Consider the following 17,783-nt stretch of genomic DNA (forward strand, 5'->3'; position numbering starts at 1 on the left):
GGCGGTGACTGGGGACATGCGCCGATTACGGCCGCGTCGCGAGTGAAATGCCGCGGTTCAGCAAATCCTTCGCCCACGCGATCACGCGGTGACTCTGCACAATGGCGATGACGAAGAACATCAATGGGACTAAGGCGGCGGGTGCGAAGGACGCGATGCCGACGACCGCGAACAATATGAGGGCCAAGTAACTTCCCACAAGTCCTAGATAAACAGCCCAGAGTTGCTTGAAAATCGTCATCAGCCCGGCAACAAACCACAGTCCAGCGCAAATCAATAGGATCAGGCCAACTACTTCGAATTGAAGTAAGGTGTCGCCACGGGTAAAGAGCTGACCGCTTAGGAGAGGAAAGCTGATTGCCGAAACAACGACTCCGACCAACATCCAAAGCCCCCCAGCCCATGTATCTGCGAACGAAATTGCTGCAACAACGCGCGAGTATCACCGCTAGTCTCCAGCGGCAATCGGTCATCGACGACCGCCGGTGACGCGTATGGATTCACATCGGATGGATCATTTGAAAGAGTCATGAGAACTCAAATCCACGCTGTGACAATCCTTCACCAGCTGCCGTTGCCAAATTGCACGCCGATCAGAATCACCAGCACGATCACCGCGGGAATGAGCAAGACGACTGAGAACGCAGTGACCACAAGATAGAGCGTGTCGAGCCAGACGGGCCGCGGTTCGGCGACGACTTCGGGCGGTGGTTCGGCCGGCTGCGGCGACTCGTAAGGGTTCACGATCATGTTCGCTGCAATCCATTCAACGAATGCTAAAATCGATCGAGACCATCCAGCCAACGGAACAACTGGGCGTCGTCGTTGGCGTCGAACGAACGGACTGCGTCACCCAGACTGTGCTCGGTGACTGGGAACTTAGATTCTTTTAGTTTGGCCGCGGCAGCGTCGAGCACGCCTTTGTGTGGCGACTTGGCTGCGGCGGCCAGGAAGACCGCCAGGCGGTTGACGGGATCGGTCTCCGGCGCTTTCATGCGGGCGGGAGGGCTCCCCTCGGCGACGGCGACACCGCGAAACTTGTCGCGGTGCTCGGCTGCCGTGAGAAACGCCATCGTGCCACCGGCTTCGGCACCGAAGCTGGCCACACGCGTCGGGTCGATCGTATAGTGCGCACTGAGATCCTCGAGCGCCTTGCGAATGAAGCCGCTTTCCGTGGGATCCCACTTTTTCGGATCGGCTGATTGCGGCACGAGGACGATGACCTGATTTTTCTCCGCGAGCGATTTGAATCGCAGCGAGAGTTTCTCCTTGTCGGATGGTCCCGGCGGCGGCAGATACACCAGCACTCCCTGAGGCACTTGCGGATGATAGTTTTCGGGAACGAGCGCGAGGCAGTTGTTCTTTTCCTCGGGCAATTTGATTTCCACGATTCCGGTCGCCGCTTTTTCGGCCGGCTGGGGCAAGTCGCCGCTGACTGCCGATGGCAAATCCTGAGGTACATCGGCGTTGAATTTGGCGAGCTTCAGTTCGCCATTCTTCTCTTCGTCGCCGCGCAGCCATTTCACCTCGAGCTTGCTGCCGAGCTCTCGGCTGCTGATGAATTGCTGCGTCGCCGCGACATTCTCGACATCGAGTCCGGCGAGCGCAACGATGCGATCGCCAGCGTTCAGCCCCATCTCCGCAGCGGGTGAACCTGGAAAGACATACCGCACGCCGATCCCTTTCGCCCCGCCGCCGCGCATCGGCAGCACGCCGAAGAACGGATGCTCGTAGGGAATCAACTCGTCGGTCAGTTCGGCTTCGAAGTCGAGTTGCTTGTGGTCGTTATCGATTTTGCGCGTGACGGTCAGCTTGACCTTTTCGCCCGCGTATTTGGGGCCGAACGCATGTTTCAGCTGAGCCTGACGAACGATCGGTTGGCCGTCGATCGAAGTGATCACATCGCCGGCCTTCAGGCCTGCTTTTGCAGCAGGAGAATTCGGCGGCACCGCGACGATCTCGGCGGGGAGAACGTAGATGTCGCCCGGCTTGAGCGAAATGCCGATGAGGCCAGGATACAAATCCTTGCCACTCTTGAGCGTCGACAGGTGCCGCTGAATGTCGACGAGCGGCACCGCGAAGCCGATGCCGGAGTCGTACCATTCGGCGCCGCCGAGTTCGCCGCCACCACCTTGCGGCGACAGCGGCGCGAGAACGCCGAGCACGCGGCCTTGAATATCGACGAGCGGTCCGCCGTAGTTCGTCGGCGAGATCTTGGCATCGGTTTGAATGGCCTTGCTCCAGATCCGCTCCTTCGCACTCAGGATGCCCGCCGACATGCTCAGCTGCGTCGCATCGAATGTGCGACCGACAGCGATGGTCCATTGACCGACCAGCATTTCACTCCGCGGCACGGCGGTGGGCGTGGGGAGTTTTTCGTTCGTGGTCACCTTTAGCAGCACGAGCATGCGCGCGTGATCGCGGGCCACGATCGTGGCCGCGGCGCGGCTACCGCTGGGCAGTGTTACGAGGATTGACGTCGGCTTTTGGACGAAGCTGTAGGCGCTCGAAATAATGTAGCCGTCGGCATCGACGATCAGGCCGGTTGTCGGGCCGCTGGCGACGAACACCTTGCCGACTTTTTCCAAGCCGCCGACCGTTTCGATTCGCACCACGCAAGACGCGACTTTTTGCGCTGCGGCCGTGATGGCCTTTTCTTCCTGCTCGAACGGATCGTCTTGTGCACCGGCGGTGGCGGAAAACCATCCCAGCAGCAGACCAGCAAACAGCGGCAATAATTGGCGAACAGTCATGCGTCGGCTTTGCAGTTCTGCTTTATGGTTCGAGGGTCAATTGCACTTCGAGCAGTTCCTGCCCGCGCTGAATGGTCAGCCGCACCGGATCGACGCGATCGACAAAGGTCAACTCTTCAACCACTTGCTTATGCGAAGGGACGAGGTGCTCGTTGACGAACAGAATGAGATCGTCGGTTCGAATATCGGCCTTCGCGGCCGGCGACATCGGCTTGACCGATTCCACAAACGGCGGCGTCTTCGGCAGGAAATCGGGAACCAAACGAATGCCGAACTGCGCGAGCGTGTGAGACTCTTTCGGCTTCTTCGCGGTCTCGTTGCGACTGGCTGCGCGAAGTTTGCCGGCGCGGATGTCGACAACGGCCTGGGCGAGCTCGCCGATCGGAATCGCGAAGTTGAGCCAGGTGTTGGTCTGCGAATTGCGCAGTTCCTTGCCGATCAAACCGGCCAGGCGGCCCTTGCTATCGGTGAGTGCGCCGCCGGCGGCGCCTGGATTGTTCGTCATGGCGTCGACGACATACACCTTGCCGCGATAATTGGTCTCGAATGCTCCGCGCCGCGCAGCCAGATCGGCCTTCGCCGAAACGATGCCGCGCAGGACGCTCGTCGGCTCATTGCCTGTCGCCACGCCATACAGGTTGCTGAAGGCCAGCACACGCTGCCCTGCTTCCAGCGTAATGGCTTCGTCGAGGTTGAAATGCGGCAGATCCTGAGCATCGACCTTGAGCACCGCGATTTCCAGGCGAGGATCCATGCCCACCATCTCGGCGGTGAGCTTGCGTCCGTCGTCGAGAGTGGCAGTGATCACATCGGCATCGAGCACATAACTCCAAGCCGTGAGAATGTGCCCTTCGTTGCTGATCAGGAACGCACTTTGATAGGCTTCGAGCCCTTGCACGCCGCCCGCGCCGTAGAGCTTCACCATCCGCGGCTGGACCGTGGAGATGACTTTAGCGAGCGATTGCTGGGCCTGTGCGTTGGGCGTGAACCCGAGCAGTATCAAAGCGAGGAATGTGAAGTAGCGAATCATTTTTGGACCCCTTCCGCCAATTGCAGGTCGTTCCACGTCAGGGTGCCGTACACAAATTCGCCGCGGCTGACGATCATGCGGTGTGGCAGTTGCCGGCCGTTCACTTCGCGGTAATCGCCAAAGCGAACAACGCACGGATCTTCGGCGGGATCAGAAACCATTTCGAGAACGTGCAGATGGCCCGTCTTCGTATCGAAGGCCATCCGCATCTCTACCACGTTTCGTGTGGCCATCAGCACGTCGTACTCGGCTAGCTGCTCGCCGTTGCCGGTGAGATAAGGAGCCGTGCCGTAGTAATAGACATCGCCGAATTTCTCCGGCCCTTCGACGAGGAGTTGTCGCCATAGATGAAGTGCAACGAGCAAGCCGCCGCTGCCGGAGGGCGAGAGCTGATTGTCGAGATCTTTCTTCAGGTCGAGCGATGCCTTTTCGGCTGGGAAAGTGCCCGAGACCTGATCGTTGGCCAGCGTGACTTCGATGGCGGCCTTACCGCGCGAGTGCTCACCCTTGAGTATCCACGCGCCGGTCAGTTTCGAATAATCGGCGCCGCCGGTTGCGCCTTTCCAGACGCGATCGCGATTCAGCCGATTGAAGTAATAGTTCGCGTACCCTCGCCGCGGCTCGATCAGTTTCGCCACACCGGGCGGCGGAGGTTCAGCCTTCGGCCCTTCAGCGTGAGGGTCTGCCTTCGGCTCTGGCATCGGCGACTTGGGCCGTTCAATCTTCGGCTTGTCGCCGGGGATCTTTTCAGGATCGGGTTTGCCGGGTTGCGGCTTCGGGGCAGGCGCGGCTTTTGGTTTTCGCTGCACCAGCTCGAGCAACTCTTCCTCCGCATGCACACCGGTCAGCCGCACTCGGGTGGTGACTTCCTTGCCGTCGTACTTAAACGTCAGCGGCACTCGCCAGCCCTTGGGATAAATACCCAGCACGTTCTTGAACGTGTTGGTGGTATCGATCGCGCGGCCGCCGAACGAGACGACCTCAGCATCGTAACGCAGGCCGCGGCGGTAAGCGTCGCTGTCTTCGAGAATGTTCGAGACCAACACCTTGCCGTTGTCGCTCGTTGACACGCTAAAACCTGCCGTGGCGTGATCGACGATCCGGCCGCTCTTCAGGCAGCCGAGGAAGTGCTTGATCTGATTGATCGAAATCGCATAACCCACGCCGACGTTCACGCGGCCGCGCTTCTCGAACGAGCCGCGGCCGTTCACGCCAATCAAGTCGCCGTTGGCATCGTACAGGGGGCCACCGCTGTTACCCGGATTGATCGCAGCGTCGGTCTGAATGCAATCGGCATATTCCAGCAACGTGCCGGCTGGATACTGATAACGATGCGTCCCCGAGACAATGCCATACGTTACCGTCGGCTGAAAGTCGGTCGCCAGCAAAAACGGATTGCCGACCGCAAAGCACCAATCGCCAACCTTCACCTGATCGCTATCGGCGAGCGTAGCCACGGGAAAGTCCTCGCGGCCGAGCAGCTTGATGACGGCAACGTCGCCTGTCGCATCGATGCCGACGATCACCGCGTCGTACAGGCGGCCATCATTCATGCTGCATTTCATGAAGCTGCCGGCCGGCTGCACCACGTGAAAGTTTGTGAGCGCGTAACCATCGGGAGTCACCATCACGCCGGAACCACCGCCGTTGCCGCCGTTGGCAAACACCGCCACGGCAGATTTGCTGGCCTTGGCAATGGCGGCAATGCGTTGTTGTTCGGCGGAAAGAACCGATGATGGCACTTCCTGCGAACTTGCGAACGAAATCAGTCCCAGACAAAAACAAAAACTGAGGAGCGCTGTTCTCATTTCGTGAACCTCGCTTCTTGGAAATCGACGAGCGCGCCGAGTCCTTGCGATTCCGAATTGGCCTGCAGCGTCAGGCGTTTGACCTTGGAGACGTCGATATCGAGCGGCAACGGCTTGCGCTCACCGGTTGCGAGCAGCCGATGCGTGATCAAAGGCTTGCCGTCGCCGAGCACCACAATTTCCACGTCGCTGCCAGTGCCCGCTTTGCTGACCAGCAGCACATCCGCGCAGAACTTCTTGAAGCCCTCGGGGACGCGGTAAGTGACGGAGCTAGCGCCGGTCAGATTTACGTTCGTCGCGGCGACCGTTGTCTCGCGAGCCGTTACGCCAGGGCGTTTGCCTGCCGTGGGTGTGAACCATTCGGCGGCGGCAGGCGACAGACTCTTCGGCAGGAGAGCGACCGAAGCGACACTATTTTCCATCGGCAGTTCGGCGAGCATGGCTTCGTTGCCTGCCGAGAAATCGAGGCGACGGATCTGAGCGAGCGGAATGCGCAACATCACGCCGGCAGGAGTGGTGGCTACGAACTCTTCGCCTTGCAGTTCGAGCGAGCGAAGGTGCCAGTCGCTGTCGGCGCGATCTTTCATGCGGACCGCTGCCGGCGGCAGTTCGCGTTTTACGGGTTGAAAGAAAATGATCCCTTCCAACTTCTCGACCTTCACGTCGACTTTGTCGCCGTCAAAATTAAACTTCACGCTGTCGGGAGCGATGCCCAGGACCGACCCTTCGAGCTCATCGAGAGTCAGGGTTTGCACGATCTTCGGAGCGCCGGTTTCTTCGATTTCGCGGGTGACGCTTTTTCTCAGGACGAGCACGTCGCCCGACCGCGTGCCGCGGAGAATCTCTTTCCATTGATCGGTCAGCGCGGGATTGTTGTTGCCGAAGCGGACGGCGCGAATGGCGCGGGCGGGAATCTCGGGCAACTTGTCGCCGCCGACGAGTTCGATCACTGCCTTACCAGCCGCCAGTGATACGCCAGCCGCAGCGATCTGGCTGCCGTCGATCAGTTCCAGCCAAAGACCAATTTTTTCGAGCTCGTTGTTGGTGCGGGCAAATTCGACCGAGCGCAGCTGAGTTGCCGGAATGGTCTGTTCGCCAGTCGAGCTCTTCAGCGTGAGCTTTTCTGCCGATGCGGCAACCAGGTGGCCGCCGACATCGCTGCCGCGGAGCAATTTGACCTGCACATCGGCGGCGGGTGTGGCCGTGGCGAGCGCCAGGACTGCGTAAACGGAAATGATCCCCATGAGCGGCTACTATCCCTTACTTGACGCCGTCCTGGGCGAGGCGCTTGAAATATTCTTCGATGGTTTCACGGAAATGGGCTGGCAAGTCGCGGCCGATCTGTTGGAGCACTTCCTGCCGTTCTTTCGGCGGCAAGTTGCCCCAGCCGTCCTTCTTACCGATCGCGCGGTTGTCGCTTTTGCCTTCACCTTTTAGTTCGGCGGCTTTGCTGTCTTGCATCGCGTTGGCTGGCTTGGGCGCACCTTGGCTACCGGACGATTGCTGCTGCTGTTGTTGCTGTTGCTGCTGCTGTTCCATGTCCTCGATCATTTTTTGCAGCTTGGCGATGACCGCGTCTTCCTCGTCTCGAACCTTCTTTCCCGCACGGCCCAGATCGAGGCGGCGGCGAATATCGTCCATCAGGCGCGCCACTTCATCGAGCGAGTCCACCTTCAGTGGCTTGATGTCGGCTTCCATCAGGCGAGCGATGGTCGCGTAACGGCGGGGAATGGTTGATTCGTTTTCGAGCAGCAGCGAGACCTGCTTCAAGCACTTTTCTTTTTCCAGCAGCCGATGATGACCGAGCGCCTGATAGAAGAGGAGTGAAGCCGGATCGACAACGTCGGCGGGCTTGAGGTCGGCGACCATTTCAAGCGCTTCGTCGACGTGTTCGTGCTGCGTCAGCCAACGGGCGATTTGCAGTTTGAGATTGCCGCGGATGAAGACCGGCACGTTTTCGTCGGTGAGGATCGTGAAAGCAGGAACCTTTACCGCGCTGGCTGGCTGCTGAGTCAGTTCGTAGATGGCTGCCGCATCGGGTTCGAGGACGGCAAGCGAGGCGGCGACCCGTTCGAGTACGTCGCTCGGATCGATATCCATTTGACCTTCTGGCCAGAGGAGCGAGATCTTCAACTTCTGCGCTTCGTCGGCCGAGCGGGCCGTAAGCAGATCGTCGAGCTGCGACTTTACCTCAGCGGCTGAAGGCGGCGCCCAACTGGCCTTTTTCTGGAGTTCATCCGCGGGACCATCGGCGCCAAAGCATAGCGTCGTGACAAACAGCCCGGCCGTCATGACCACTGCCGTGAGGAGGCAATTGCTGCGTTGCATGGAATGCTTTCCCAAAAGGAATGAACTCAAACCCGAAAAGGGGCTACTACTTATTCTTCTCAAGGATGATGTCGCGGGTAATGCCGAAAATCTCTTTTTGGCGTTCACCGAGCGATTTCAAAGCGATTTTGAGGTCTTCGCTGCTGGCTTGGCCGACGGGATCCTGATCGTCGTCGAGCAGGCGGGCATAGCGGCTGGTCCGCTTGTTCACCCTTTCCTGCAGCGACTTGATCATCTTTAGCTCGGCGATCTTGTCGACCAGCGGCTGTTCTTGTTTTTGTTGATCCTGCTGTTGCTGTTGTTGCTGCTTTTGTTTTTTCTGGTCGGCATCTTGCTGGGCCTTCTCGAGGGCGGCGATCATTTCTTCGAGCGAAGCAATGATGTCCTCTTCCAGGCCGACCGTGATGTCGTCGACCTTGGTTTCGGCGAGGCGATTGGCAACGTCGAGCATGTCTTCTTCCATCTGCTCGACCGTGGCGGGAAAGGCAATGCTGGACCCTTCTTCCTGGAGCAGTGCGAGAGCCTTGCGAGCCTCGACGGCGATCTTCTGTTCGTCGAAACCGAGTTTGCCGGATTCGACGACGAACTGATCGCCCCGATTGGCCGCGGCGACCTGATCGAGCGTGCGGGTCTTTTCGTAAACCTTGAGTTGCATTTCGAGCATCTTACGGAAGCGGGCTTCGAGGGCCGCGAGCGTGCGCTGGACTTCTTCTTCGCGCAACTGCCGCAGAATCTGCTCGAGCTCGGCTTTAGCCTTTTCGAGTTCTTCCTTGGCCTGCCGTTGTTCCTCAGCCGATTCTTTCCGCTTGGCTTCGGCGAGTTTCTTCTGCGCGTCGCGCATCTTTTGCTCGGCTTGCTCTAAACGCTTGCGAGCAGGGTTGTCCTGCTTCTTTTGATCCTGTTGCTGCTGCTGTTGTTGCTGATCACCTGGCTGACCAGGCTTTTGTTCGCCCGATTCACTTGGCTTTTGCTCACTCGGTTTCTGATCGCTTGGCTTTTGATCGCTTGGCTTTTGATCGCTTGGCTTTTGATCGCCCGGTTTCTGATCGCCCGGTTTCTGATCGCCCGGTTTCTGCTCGCCCGGTTTCTGCTCTCCGGGTTTCTGCTCTCCGGGTTTCTGCTCTCCGGGTTTTTTGTCTTCCGGCTTCTGTTCACCGGGCTTTTGTTCGCTTGGCTTCTTATCTTCGGGCTTTTGATCGCCAGGCTTTGTGTCTTCTGGTTTCTGTTCTCCAGGCTTTTGCTCTCCTGGCTTCTCATCGCCCGGTTTCTGCTCCCCGGGCTTTTGTTCGCCGGGCTTCCCTTCACTTGGCTTTTGATCCCCGGGCTTCTGCTCTCCAGGCTTTTCTTCACCCGGTTTTTGATCACTAGGTTTCTGTTCGCCAGGTTTCTGCTCTCCCGGCTTCTGTTCACCGGGGTTCTCCTCACCTTCCTTGGGATCTGCCGGCTTCGCGCCACCTTCTTCTTGCTGCTGAATCTTCTTGGCGAGTTCGTCGGTACGTTCGGTCAGGTTCTTTTGCTCCTTGGCGACGCGCTCCAACTCGGCGCCCCCTTCGGTCTGACCTTCCAGCGACTTTTGCAGGCGGATCAGTCGTTCGACTTCCTTGATGTATTCCTTGATCCGCTGCTGCTCGCTCTTCAGGCGGTCGCTGCGGTCTTCGCTCATGAGCAGATCGAGGAGCGACTTCAGATCGGTCTGCACCGTGGTTTGGCCATCGATAGCCCGCTTGAGTTGCTTCTGACCGAGGAGCTTTACGACCGATTCGAGCTGGGTCTTGGTCAGTTTTTCTTTCGATTGCTCAACGGCCCGCAGCAGCAGCGCTGCGCGGCGCGGATTGGTCGCCCCTTCGATCGACGACATCTTGAGAAGGAGCTCTTCGAGCCGGGCATACTTACTGGCGAGCCGCTCTTGCTCGAGGGACAGATCATTAGCAATGGTGGGGGCACCAGGCGAAGCCGGTTGCGGCACGTCCTGCGCAACGATGGGAGCAGCCACCTGCCACACAGCCAGCAACGCTACGAAGGCCCCGGCCAGCGAGGCGGGGATGCAGTTGCGGGGGGCGATTTGTGCGACCATGGTCCACCGATCCTTATTCCACCGATCCCGATTGATCCGAGCCTTCGTTGTAGCCGCTTTTTTCAAGGGCCGCCAATTGATTATGGCTAAAACGAATAGTCCGGGTCATCAGCATTATTTATTGAGTTCTTCCAACGCTTGTCGTTTCCGCTCGGCTTTGGTCCGGTCGATCAGCTTTTCCTGATCTCCCAGCAAATCGCGTACGATATCAAGCAATTCGTTAAAAGTTTCCAAATCGAGCATCTTCTGCAGCACCGCGTCGAGTTCGGCGATGGTATCGGTGGCCTGAGTCAGGGCATCGTCTGCCAGGTTTTCGGGCGGGTTGCCGGCAGCTAGCTTCTCCAGGGCTTCGTCGAGGGCCTTCAGCTGGTTATCGAGGGCCGGGAACGACGTCGCGCAAATCGTCTTCAGCGGATCGGCGATTTGCTCCTTCAGTCGCTTTTTGCGGTCTTCGGTATCAACGCGATTGTTGATTAGCTCTTCACGAATGGTTTCAAAGCCAAGGGCCACGCCGAGCGTTTCTTGGCCGGACTTTTCACTCTGGTTAATCGCTTGCGTCACGCGACTCCGGCGGAGAGCGATCTTAGCCCGCAAAACGTCTTCGGGACTCTTCGCGCCTTCGCCCTCGTCAGCTGCCGCAGGTTCTTTGCCTGCTGCCATGGGCGAGAGGCTGGCCTTGAAGCGCAGGAGCGAATCGCGGAGTTGATTCATCTCTTCGACGACTTGCTCCATTCGCCGTCGCAGGCCGATCTCGCGAACTTCGAGTTGCGCTAGCAGTTCTTCCGGCGTGACGACATCGAGCGTGTAGATTTGACTCGCGCCTTCGTGCGGTTCGCTTCCTTTGAGGTTGAAGCGATCGCGTGCGCGAACATTGAGAATCAGTTTGCCTTTGGGTTGCAATTCGAGCGCTCGATCCTGCGAACGGAGCGCGCGGAAGTCGAAATCTTCTTCGACCTCGCCGGCTTTCTTCAGATTGAATGGCAGCGACTTGGGATCGACTCGATCAGCTGTTTGAATTTGCAGGCGGGCGACGGAAACGGCCTGGTCCTTTTCGCCCTTCTGCTCGATGCCGTAGTCGTCGGCAATTTTGCCGCGGAGCGGAATGAGGACGTTCGGTGTGACCGAACTGCCGATGCCTTTGAGGGTGACGTCGACCTGCGGTGGCTGATCATCGATGATCGAGAGGAAGACGCGATGCGGCTGTTCGGTGGTCACGCCGTCGGTGTCGATCAGCGAAACTTCAAGTGCGATATTTTTCGCCAGATTGCCCAGGTCACAGTGGAACCGCGACGGATCGGCTTGATCCATCACCATGGCATACTTCCAAACAACTTCGCGGGCCTTCGCAACCTGCACAGGATCTTTGGATTGCGCCTGTTCATCGGCTTCTCTTTTCGCCTCGGGATCGATGATCGTCGCTTCTCGAATCGGTTTGCTCGCGCGGAATTTTAGCGAAACATGCGTTCCCGCCGGTTGGAATTCACCCGACGGGAGATACTCCTTGTCGAGCTTCGGCAGGTAGCTGCTGGTCGCCTCGTCGACGATGTACGTCGGATAAACTAGGTCAAGCTTCGTCTCGACAACGGCTGGGCTTTCGACGACTTCGATGCGATAGTCGCGCACGCGGTGATCGTAGCCGACGACATCGAACGACAGCGTCGAGAGAATTCCCTTAAACGGTTTTTCTTCCAGCCAGAAGTTGCGGGCGCTCGCTTGATCGCGAAACAGCGTCATCGCAACGCGGCCTCGTTCGCTGCGAATCCCTTCGCGACCTTGGCTGTTGTAGTAAACGGTGCAGTTTTCCGGTGCTATTTTGGCGTCGGGTGGCAACTTGGCTTGCACGCGGAGCGTGACGTTGGCGCCTTTGGCGACTTTCACCTTGCGGTTTTCGTCGAACGGCAGCGACAACGGCCGCGGCGCGGGATCATCGGTCGTGGCCGGGCGTTGCACTTCAATGCCGACAATGCTGATCGACGCTTGGCGCGGCCAGGCTTGATCTTGCAGCAGGACAATCCGTTCGATGCCTTTGCGGAGCGTATTGGGGTTCGTCACGCCGAAAGCCGCAATCGAGCCGATCAGTCCAAACGCGAGAAACATGAATAGTACGAGGCGGCCGATGTTGAACACGCTGCCGTAGCGGATCTTCGGCAGCAAGTCGCGCGCAAGGGCCGACGTGCGGGCGAACATCTCTTCGTTGAACTCCATGTCTTCGGGCCGGCGCTGGCTTAGTTCGACGGAGGTCATCAGCGTATCGTTGAAATCGGTAAATCGGCGTTCCAGCAACATGGCCATGCTGCGGTCGCTGAGGGGCGCTGACAATCGCTCGAATACCCAGCGATAGAGGATGTAGCCAAAGCCGCCGGCCATCACCAGCAGCAGAATCGCCCGCGTCCACTGCGGCATTTCGCTCGCGCCGACGAGAACCGGCAAATAGTCGAGACCCAGGGCGATCCAGAACGTCGCTCCCAGCCAAATCACGGCGAGGGAGAGCCCCTCGAGCCACAAATAGGCCTGGATCCGCCAGCGCAAACCGGCCAGCACCGAGCGGACGTCGGCGGCGAGCGCCGAGTCTGCGGTGCGAGGCACGATGTTGGCTGTGGTTGACATATGCGTTAGTCCCCTCGTCGGGGAGATGGTTCATTGTGAAAAATCACGCCAGTTTGCTCAATCGCCGGATGAGCCATTCCAAACAGAGCCCACCGCAGATCAATCCCATCAGCCAAGTCATCAGCAGGCGATCAAAGTTGCGGTCGGGAGTCCCCGGCAGCACGTTGCGCTGATCTTGCGGCTTGATGAATTGGACGAGCGACTGGTTCGGTTCGTTTTTCTCCTGGCCGATCCATTTCCCTTGCAGCGCCGCGTCGAGGCCGACAAAGTACTTGCCGCCGGCGCGGTCGGTGAGGTCGATCAGCAGCTTGTCGTTCCGCTCGGGCCGTTCGGTTTCGAGTGCCGGCATGCGAACGCGGACGCTGCGCAGCAGAATCTGATCGGCCGCTGCGGGGTGCTGCAGTTCGATCTGGTAATCACCTTCTTGCAGCGCGATAAATTGCTCGCTGAAGGTGCCTTGGCGTTCGGCATCCTTTGTCTTTTTCATGACGAGCGGAATCCGCGTGCTATCGGGCTGAATAACCGTCGCGGCGACTTGTTCGGCGTGCAGCGGTTTGAACTGTGCATCTTGCAGCACTGCGCGAACGGCAATCGCGTCGCCGAGGAGGGCGCGGTCTTTATCCGTTAGCAGCACGCCGCGGCTGGAATCGCGGAGGCGACGCCCTTCGGAAGCCCAACGGATCAAACGGGTATAAAACGATTCGAAGTAAGTGTCTTCCACCGAGCGGACCCGCCACATCTCGCCGCTCGCCATGAAGAAGACTCGGCCCGAACCATAAAATTGGCCGGCGAAGTAAATCGGAAGCTCGTTATCGAGCGCAGTATCGGGGTCGCTGAAGCGGGCATACACGCGGGCCCCTGGCTTCGGATCTTTCACCGCGTAGTAACCAAACACGCCGTCGAACTGCGACCAGGCGCGCTTGCTGGCTTCGGCAGAATCATCGATCCAAAGGAACTCGGCTTCCTCGCCTTCGCGGCTGAAGTTGAGTGGCCAAGGCTTATCGGAACCAAACCGGCCAAGGCTGAGCGTGGCCGATCCTTGGAAGTAAAACGCGACGGGATAGAGGTTGCGAATCGTGTCGATCCGCGGATCACCCTTGCGGCGACTAGACCACTGCGGCGTGAAGACGGGACCGGCAACGACGATCAGACCGCCACCTTTTTCGGCTACGAATTTTTCGAGCAACTCGACTTGTTCATCATCGAGCGCTTCCCAGTCAGGATCGAAGGCAATCACCGCGTCGTAAGTGAACAGTTCATCGGGTTCCTTGGGGAACTCGGTCAGAATCTCGTGCGCGTCTTGCGAAATACCCGGCCTAGCCGATTGCAGTATGACATCGACGGTCGATTCCTTGTCGCGGAAGAGTTGATTCCGCAAAAAGATGAAATCGCGCGTCGGGCCGCCGGCGAGGAGCAGGACTTTCGTCTTGCGGTCGACGATCTCGACCTTGGTGATTTTCTCGTTGTCCCGCTTTTCGATCTCGCGGGCATCGGGCTTGATGCGGAGCTTGAACAGCCGCACGCCTTGCTCTTCGGGCTTCAGTTCGAACTCAACTGGCACGATCTGACCAGTCGTGCCGATGTTGACGGTCTTCTCGTCCTCAAGTTTCTCGCCTTGGCCTTGGGCATCGGTCGATACGAGCTCGGCGGTGAGCGCGGGCGAATTCAAGCCGACGCCTTGGACGTAGCCCTTGATGGTGAACTTGTCGCCGGGGAAGACTTTTTCGGGGGCTTCGACATCGACGACGCGGATGTTGGCCGGTCGCTTGTCGCTGCCGAGGCCGACGCTGTAGATCTGCACGAGCGAATCGGCGGCGACGGTAGCTGCAACGGTGGGATCGAGGCCGGCGTTGTTGCCGCCATCCGAAAAGACGACGATCGCCGCGATCGGCCCACCGCGTTCCTTGTCGATGAGTGCCTTTAGATTGTCGCCGAGGCGAGTTTCCACGCCGCGCGGCAACAGCGAAGCCGTCCAATCGATCGGTGGGAGTTCGGCGGGCTTCTCTTCTTTTTCAACCGAGCGAGCCGACGGCTTCGACAGGCCGAGGATCGCGCCGAAGCCGATTTCGGGATGGAGGAGATTCGCCGTACCGAAGATCACCGCGGCGACGATCAAGCAGACCACGCTCACCAGCAGCGAATAGGATTGCTGTTCCGCGCCGGCCCGCATGGTTTCTTTCGTGCGAAGCTTCTGCCCGCGGCCTTGCAGCAAATAGATCAAGCCGGCAATCGCAGCAGCTCCGACCACACCGGCGGCAATCATCGCGAGTCGCCGTGCTCCAGCGAGTGAATTATCGAGCTCTTGCTGCGGCGTCCGATTTTCGGCTTCAGCGTCTGCGGAGGGAAGTTTTGGTAACGAAGCGACCTCGACCGGTGCTTCGGCCTGGTCAAAGCGATAGACAACGACATCGTGCTGCTTGCGCAGTTCGGGCAGCAGCTTGCCGCTCTTGAGTTCGAGGACTAGTTGCTCGACGCGACTCGGCATTGCGGGGACCGACGTCGAGTCAGTATCGCGCAGCCCCATGCTTTGACTGGTATCGACGAGCAGCAAGGCCCGCGAGTTTTTCACTAGCGTTTTTTGCGTTCGCTTTTCGAGCTGCAAAAAGAACAGCAGGATGCCGAGGAGGGCGAACAGCCGCAGACCGCCGAGCAGGATTGCCGTGCCGGTGGCCAACTCAAAGCTGTCCTTGCGGTACATCCAAATGACGTACGAAACGATCGCAATGATTACGCCCAGCAGCAGCAACCAATGCCACCACTCGGAGAATGACTCCTGCCGCGCCAGCTGATAATAAACTGCTCCAGGATTCATCCTCGACCTCCGGCCGCAACCTGCGTCGCAGCAACAGAGGGGCGAAGAGGATGGTAACTGGTCGAGTAGGCCAAGGCTTGTTCGCCGATGAGCAACGCGACGAGAATTCCCATCACGAGCATGCTCAAGTTGTATCCAGAGGCCACCGCTTCGCCTTGCTGATATTGTTCGGCGATGTGATGTTGAGCACGAACTGGTACGATTTTCTTCAGCACTTCATCGGCAGTGAGGCGGGCGAGGTTGCCTTCGTCAGGATCGACATTCAGAGCCCAGCGGCGCAGATCGATATCCCCCTTCAGCAGCTGCGGCCAGGCCTCGTAGATGCCGGTGCGGTCGGTTTCGGTGTTGCGCCGGCCTTCGAGCAAGCCGATGCCGACATGCGCGGAGAGGAGATCATTTTCCTTCTCGGCATTACGGGCCACTTTGAAGCGGATGCCCTCTTTTTGACCCGGGAGGACGAAGTTCATCTCGCTGCGATATTGCGCGGCGGGAACTTGCACTTCGAGCGGGGTGCCGACGAGGCGCGGATCATCAAGACGCCGCGGCGAGGCAAGATGCGATTGCATTTTGAGCGCGAGCACCACGAAGCTGGGATTTTTCGCCCAGTCGTTCCAAATCGGCGCCGCGGTCGTCGTGCAGAGGAGCACTTTCCCCTTGCCGAACTGCTTCTCGATGAAGAGCGGGCTCTTATCACGCAGCCGGCCGATGATCGCGGTGCCGCTTTCGGGCGCGGGTTCCCACTTTGGCGGCAGGCGGCGGAATTTGCGAACGGTCACACCGCGGAGCAGCGGATTGGCTTCGGCAAGGAAGAAATCAAAGATCGGATGCTTTTCGAGATCGAGGTCCGGCGTCGAGCCGTCGATGTCGTCGATCAAATCGGCTTCGTCGGCGAGTGGCGCCGGCAGCAAACCCTGGCCGCCGCGATAGAGACTGTTGTTGTAATAGTCGGTCAGCGTGTTCGGGCCGACGAAGATCGCCAGGCCGCCGCCACCGCGGACGTAGGCTTCGAGCGATTCGGCGGCGCGACCATCGAGTCGCGGCACGTCGAGTAGGTAGATCGTTGAATATTGATTGAGCATCTCCGGCTTGGCGTCGCGGAGGAACGCCACCGGCTGATTGTCGGGCTGAATGCCCGTGTTCGACTTCTGCAACGGCCGAAAGCCGATCTGTAGATAGTAGGAGTGCAACTGCTCGGTCGTGCCGTCGATGACGAGTGTCTTTTCGCCGGTGGGAAAATTGATCACGCACCACCGGCGGTTGTCGGCTTCGATCGGATCTTCGGGCAAAACGGCTTCGACAACATGCTTGCCGGGCTGTGTGTAAAAGACCTGCACTCGGCGAGTGATGGTTTCGCCCGGGCCGATTTCGTCGATCAGCAGCGTCGCGATTTCTTCAGTTGTGCTGCCGAGTTGCTCTGGGCTTGCTCCGCCAGCGGCGGCTTCTTCGTAAACCGTCGAGCGAACTTTCACTTGTACTTTGCTGGCCGATTTTGTGCCGTGGTTGCGCACGCTGACGAAGACAAACAACGGCACACCGGCTGCCCGGGTTTCGTCGGCGGGGACGATGTCGACAATGCCGAGATTGGCAGCCGCCGAACGAGCACAGTCGACCAAGTGAATCTCGGCGCCGAGCTCTTGAATGTCGATAAAGGCCTGGCGGAGTTCCTGCGGACTTTCCCAATCTTTCTGCCGGAAGTCGGACAGCAAATAGACGATGCTCGTCTCGTCGCGTCCCTGACTCATCAGCTGTTTCACCGCGGTGAGCGAATCGCCAGGCGTGAGAGCGAGCGAAGTGGCTTCGAAGAGTCGTTGCTTTTGTTCGAGCGTTTCGTCGAACTTCGCATTCAGCGTTTCGGCATTGAAATCGGCTTGCGCGGCGGCGGAAACTTTTTCACTGCCGCCCTCTGCGGCGGGTTTGACTTGTGAGAAGCGAATGAGCGTCAGTTTGTGCTGACCGTCTTGCTGGCCGGCTTTGGTGACAATCGAACGCGTCGCCAGCCGGGCCATGTCGAGTGCACTCGCGCCGGCAATCCGGTCGGACATTGAGTAGCTATCGTCGACGACCACATAGTGATGCGTCACCTTGCCGCCGAAGAGTGCGAGCCATTGATCCTTGGTCTTCAGCTGCGCGAGCATGGCGACGATCAGCGCGATGATCGCCATCCGCGACAGCAGTAACAACAGTTGCTTCAGCCAAACCCAGGTCCGGTGCTTTTTGTAACTGGCCAGCAAGAACTCCATGGCGGCCCATTGGACGCGCTTGTGGCGCATCATGTTGATCAAATGGATCAACACTGGCAGGATTGCCAGCAAAAAGCCGCCGATGAGTGCTTGATGGACGAATTGCACGGGGGGAAGTTCTGAGTTCTAAG

Annotated in this window: 11 protein-coding genes; all 11 read right to left on the reverse strand. The window is 59.0% G+C overall.

The window, feature by feature from the left end:
• Positions 1–25: 25 nt before the first annotated feature.
• The 11 genes from M9Q49_RS06425 to M9Q49_RS06475 all read right to left on the reverse strand — a co-directional run bounded on the left by M9Q49_RS06425 (position 26) and on the right by M9Q49_RS06475 (position 17,760).
• Positions 26–385: a hypothetical protein gene (locus M9Q49_RS06425; protein ID WP_254507885.1), complete on the reverse strand. Its 360-nt coding sequence runs from the start codon at positions 383–385 to the stop codon at positions 26–28.
• A 176-nt stretch (positions 386–561) separates the two neighbouring features.
• A complete protein-coding gene (locus M9Q49_RS06430) occupies positions 562–750 on the reverse strand; it encodes a hypothetical protein (protein WP_254507886.1) in 189 nt (62 codons plus the stop codon).
• Between the two features lie 26 nt (positions 751–776).
• Positions 777–2,753 (reverse strand): PDZ domain-containing protein, encoded by a 1,977-nt coding sequence (locus M9Q49_RS06435; RefSeq protein ID WP_254507887.1) that lies wholly within the window; start codon positions 2,751–2,753, stop codon positions 777–779.
• 22 nt (positions 2,754–2,775) lie between these two features.
• The gene (locus M9Q49_RS06440) at positions 2,776–3,783 is read right to left on the reverse strand and encodes a S1C family serine protease (protein WP_254507888.1); all 1,008 of its coding nucleotides are present in this window, start codon (positions 3,781–3,783) and stop codon (positions 2,776–2,778) included.
• The gene (locus M9Q49_RS06445; protein WP_254507889.1) at positions 3,780–5,591 is read right to left on the reverse strand and encodes a S1C family serine protease; all 1,812 of its coding nucleotides are present in this window, start codon (positions 5,589–5,591) and stop codon (positions 3,780–3,782) included. Before M9Q49_RS06445 ends, M9Q49_RS06440 begins: the two co-directional genes overlap by 4 nt.
• A complete protein-coding gene (locus M9Q49_RS06450; RefSeq protein ID WP_254507890.1) occupies positions 5,588–6,835 on the reverse strand; it encodes an NPCBM/NEW2 domain-containing protein in 1,248 nt (415 codons plus the stop codon). Before M9Q49_RS06450 ends, M9Q49_RS06445 begins: the two co-directional genes overlap by 4 nt.
• A 16-nt stretch (positions 6,836–6,851) precedes the next feature.
• Positions 6,852–7,919, reverse strand: a complete 1,068-nt coding sequence (locus tag M9Q49_RS06455; protein ID WP_254507891.1) for a hypothetical protein — start codon at positions 7,917–7,919, stop codon at positions 6,852–6,854.
• Between the two features lie 46 nt (positions 7,920–7,965).
• Positions 7,966–9,993 (reverse strand): hypothetical protein, encoded by a 2,028-nt coding sequence (locus tag M9Q49_RS06460; RefSeq protein WP_254507892.1) that lies wholly within the window; start codon positions 9,991–9,993, stop codon positions 7,966–7,968.
• A 114-nt stretch (positions 9,994–10,107) separates the two neighbouring features.
• Positions 10,108–12,600 (reverse strand): hypothetical protein, encoded by a 2,493-nt coding sequence (locus M9Q49_RS06465; protein WP_254507893.1) that lies wholly within the window; start codon positions 12,598–12,600, stop codon positions 10,108–10,110.
• A gap of 43 nt (positions 12,601–12,643) precedes the next feature.
• Complete coding sequence (locus M9Q49_RS06470) at positions 12,644–15,412, reverse strand: hypothetical protein (RefSeq protein WP_254507894.1); 2,769 nt, start codon at positions 15,410–15,412, stop codon at positions 12,644–12,646.
• Positions 15,409–17,760: a BatA domain-containing protein gene (locus M9Q49_RS06475; RefSeq protein ID WP_254507895.1), complete on the reverse strand. Its 2,352-nt coding sequence runs from the start codon at positions 17,758–17,760 to the stop codon at positions 15,409–15,411. Before M9Q49_RS06475 ends, M9Q49_RS06470 begins: the two co-directional genes overlap by 4 nt.
• Between the last annotated feature and the right edge of the window lie 23 nt (positions 17,761–17,783).

The organism is Anatilimnocola floriformis (genome assembly GCF_024256385.1).
In the GTDB taxonomy this organism is placed as follows: domain Bacteria; phylum Planctomycetota; class Planctomycetia; order Pirellulales; family Pirellulaceae; genus Anatilimnocola; species Anatilimnocola floriformis.

What these genes read in the sequence shown, in the direction of transcription:
- M9Q49_RS06450 (WP_254507890.1), bottom strand. Translation starts at nt 6,835, where the DNA reads ATGGGGATCATTTCCGTTTACGCAGTCCTGGCGCTCGCCACGGCCACA.
- M9Q49_RS06465 (WP_254507893.1), bottom strand. Translation starts at nt 12,600, where the DNA reads ATGTCAACCACAGCCAACATCGTGCCTCGCACCGCAGACTCGGCGCTC.
- M9Q49_RS06455 (WP_254507891.1), bottom strand. Translation starts at nt 7,919, where the DNA reads ATGCAACGCAGCAATTGCCTCCTCACGGCAGTGGTCATGACGGCCGGG.
- M9Q49_RS06440 (WP_254507888.1), bottom strand. Translation starts at nt 3,783, where the DNA reads ATGATTCGCTACTTCACATTCCTCGCTTTGATACTGCTCGGGTTCACG.
- M9Q49_RS06435 (WP_254507887.1), bottom strand. Translation starts at nt 2,753, where the DNA reads ATGACTGTTCGCCAATTATTGCCGCTGTTTGCTGGTCTGCTGCTGGGA.
- M9Q49_RS06445 (WP_254507889.1), bottom strand. Translation starts at nt 5,591, where the DNA reads ATGAGAACAGCGCTCCTCAGTTTTTGTTTTTGTCTGGGACTGATTTCG.
- M9Q49_RS06425 (WP_254507885.1), bottom strand. Translation starts at nt 385, where the DNA reads ATGTTGGTCGGAGTCGTTGTTTCGGCAATCAGCTTTCCTCTCCTAAGC.
- M9Q49_RS06470 (WP_254507894.1), bottom strand. Translation starts at nt 15,412, where the DNA reads ATGAATCCTGGAGCAGTTTATTATCAGCTGGCGCGGCAGGAGTCATTC.
- M9Q49_RS06430 (WP_254507886.1), bottom strand. Translation starts at nt 750, where the DNA reads ATGATCGTGAACCCTTACGAGTCGCCGCAGCCGGCCGAACCACCGCCC.
- M9Q49_RS06460 (WP_254507892.1), bottom strand. Translation starts at nt 9,993, where the DNA reads ATGGTCGCACAAATCGCCCCCCGCAACTGCATCCCCGCCTCGCTGGCC.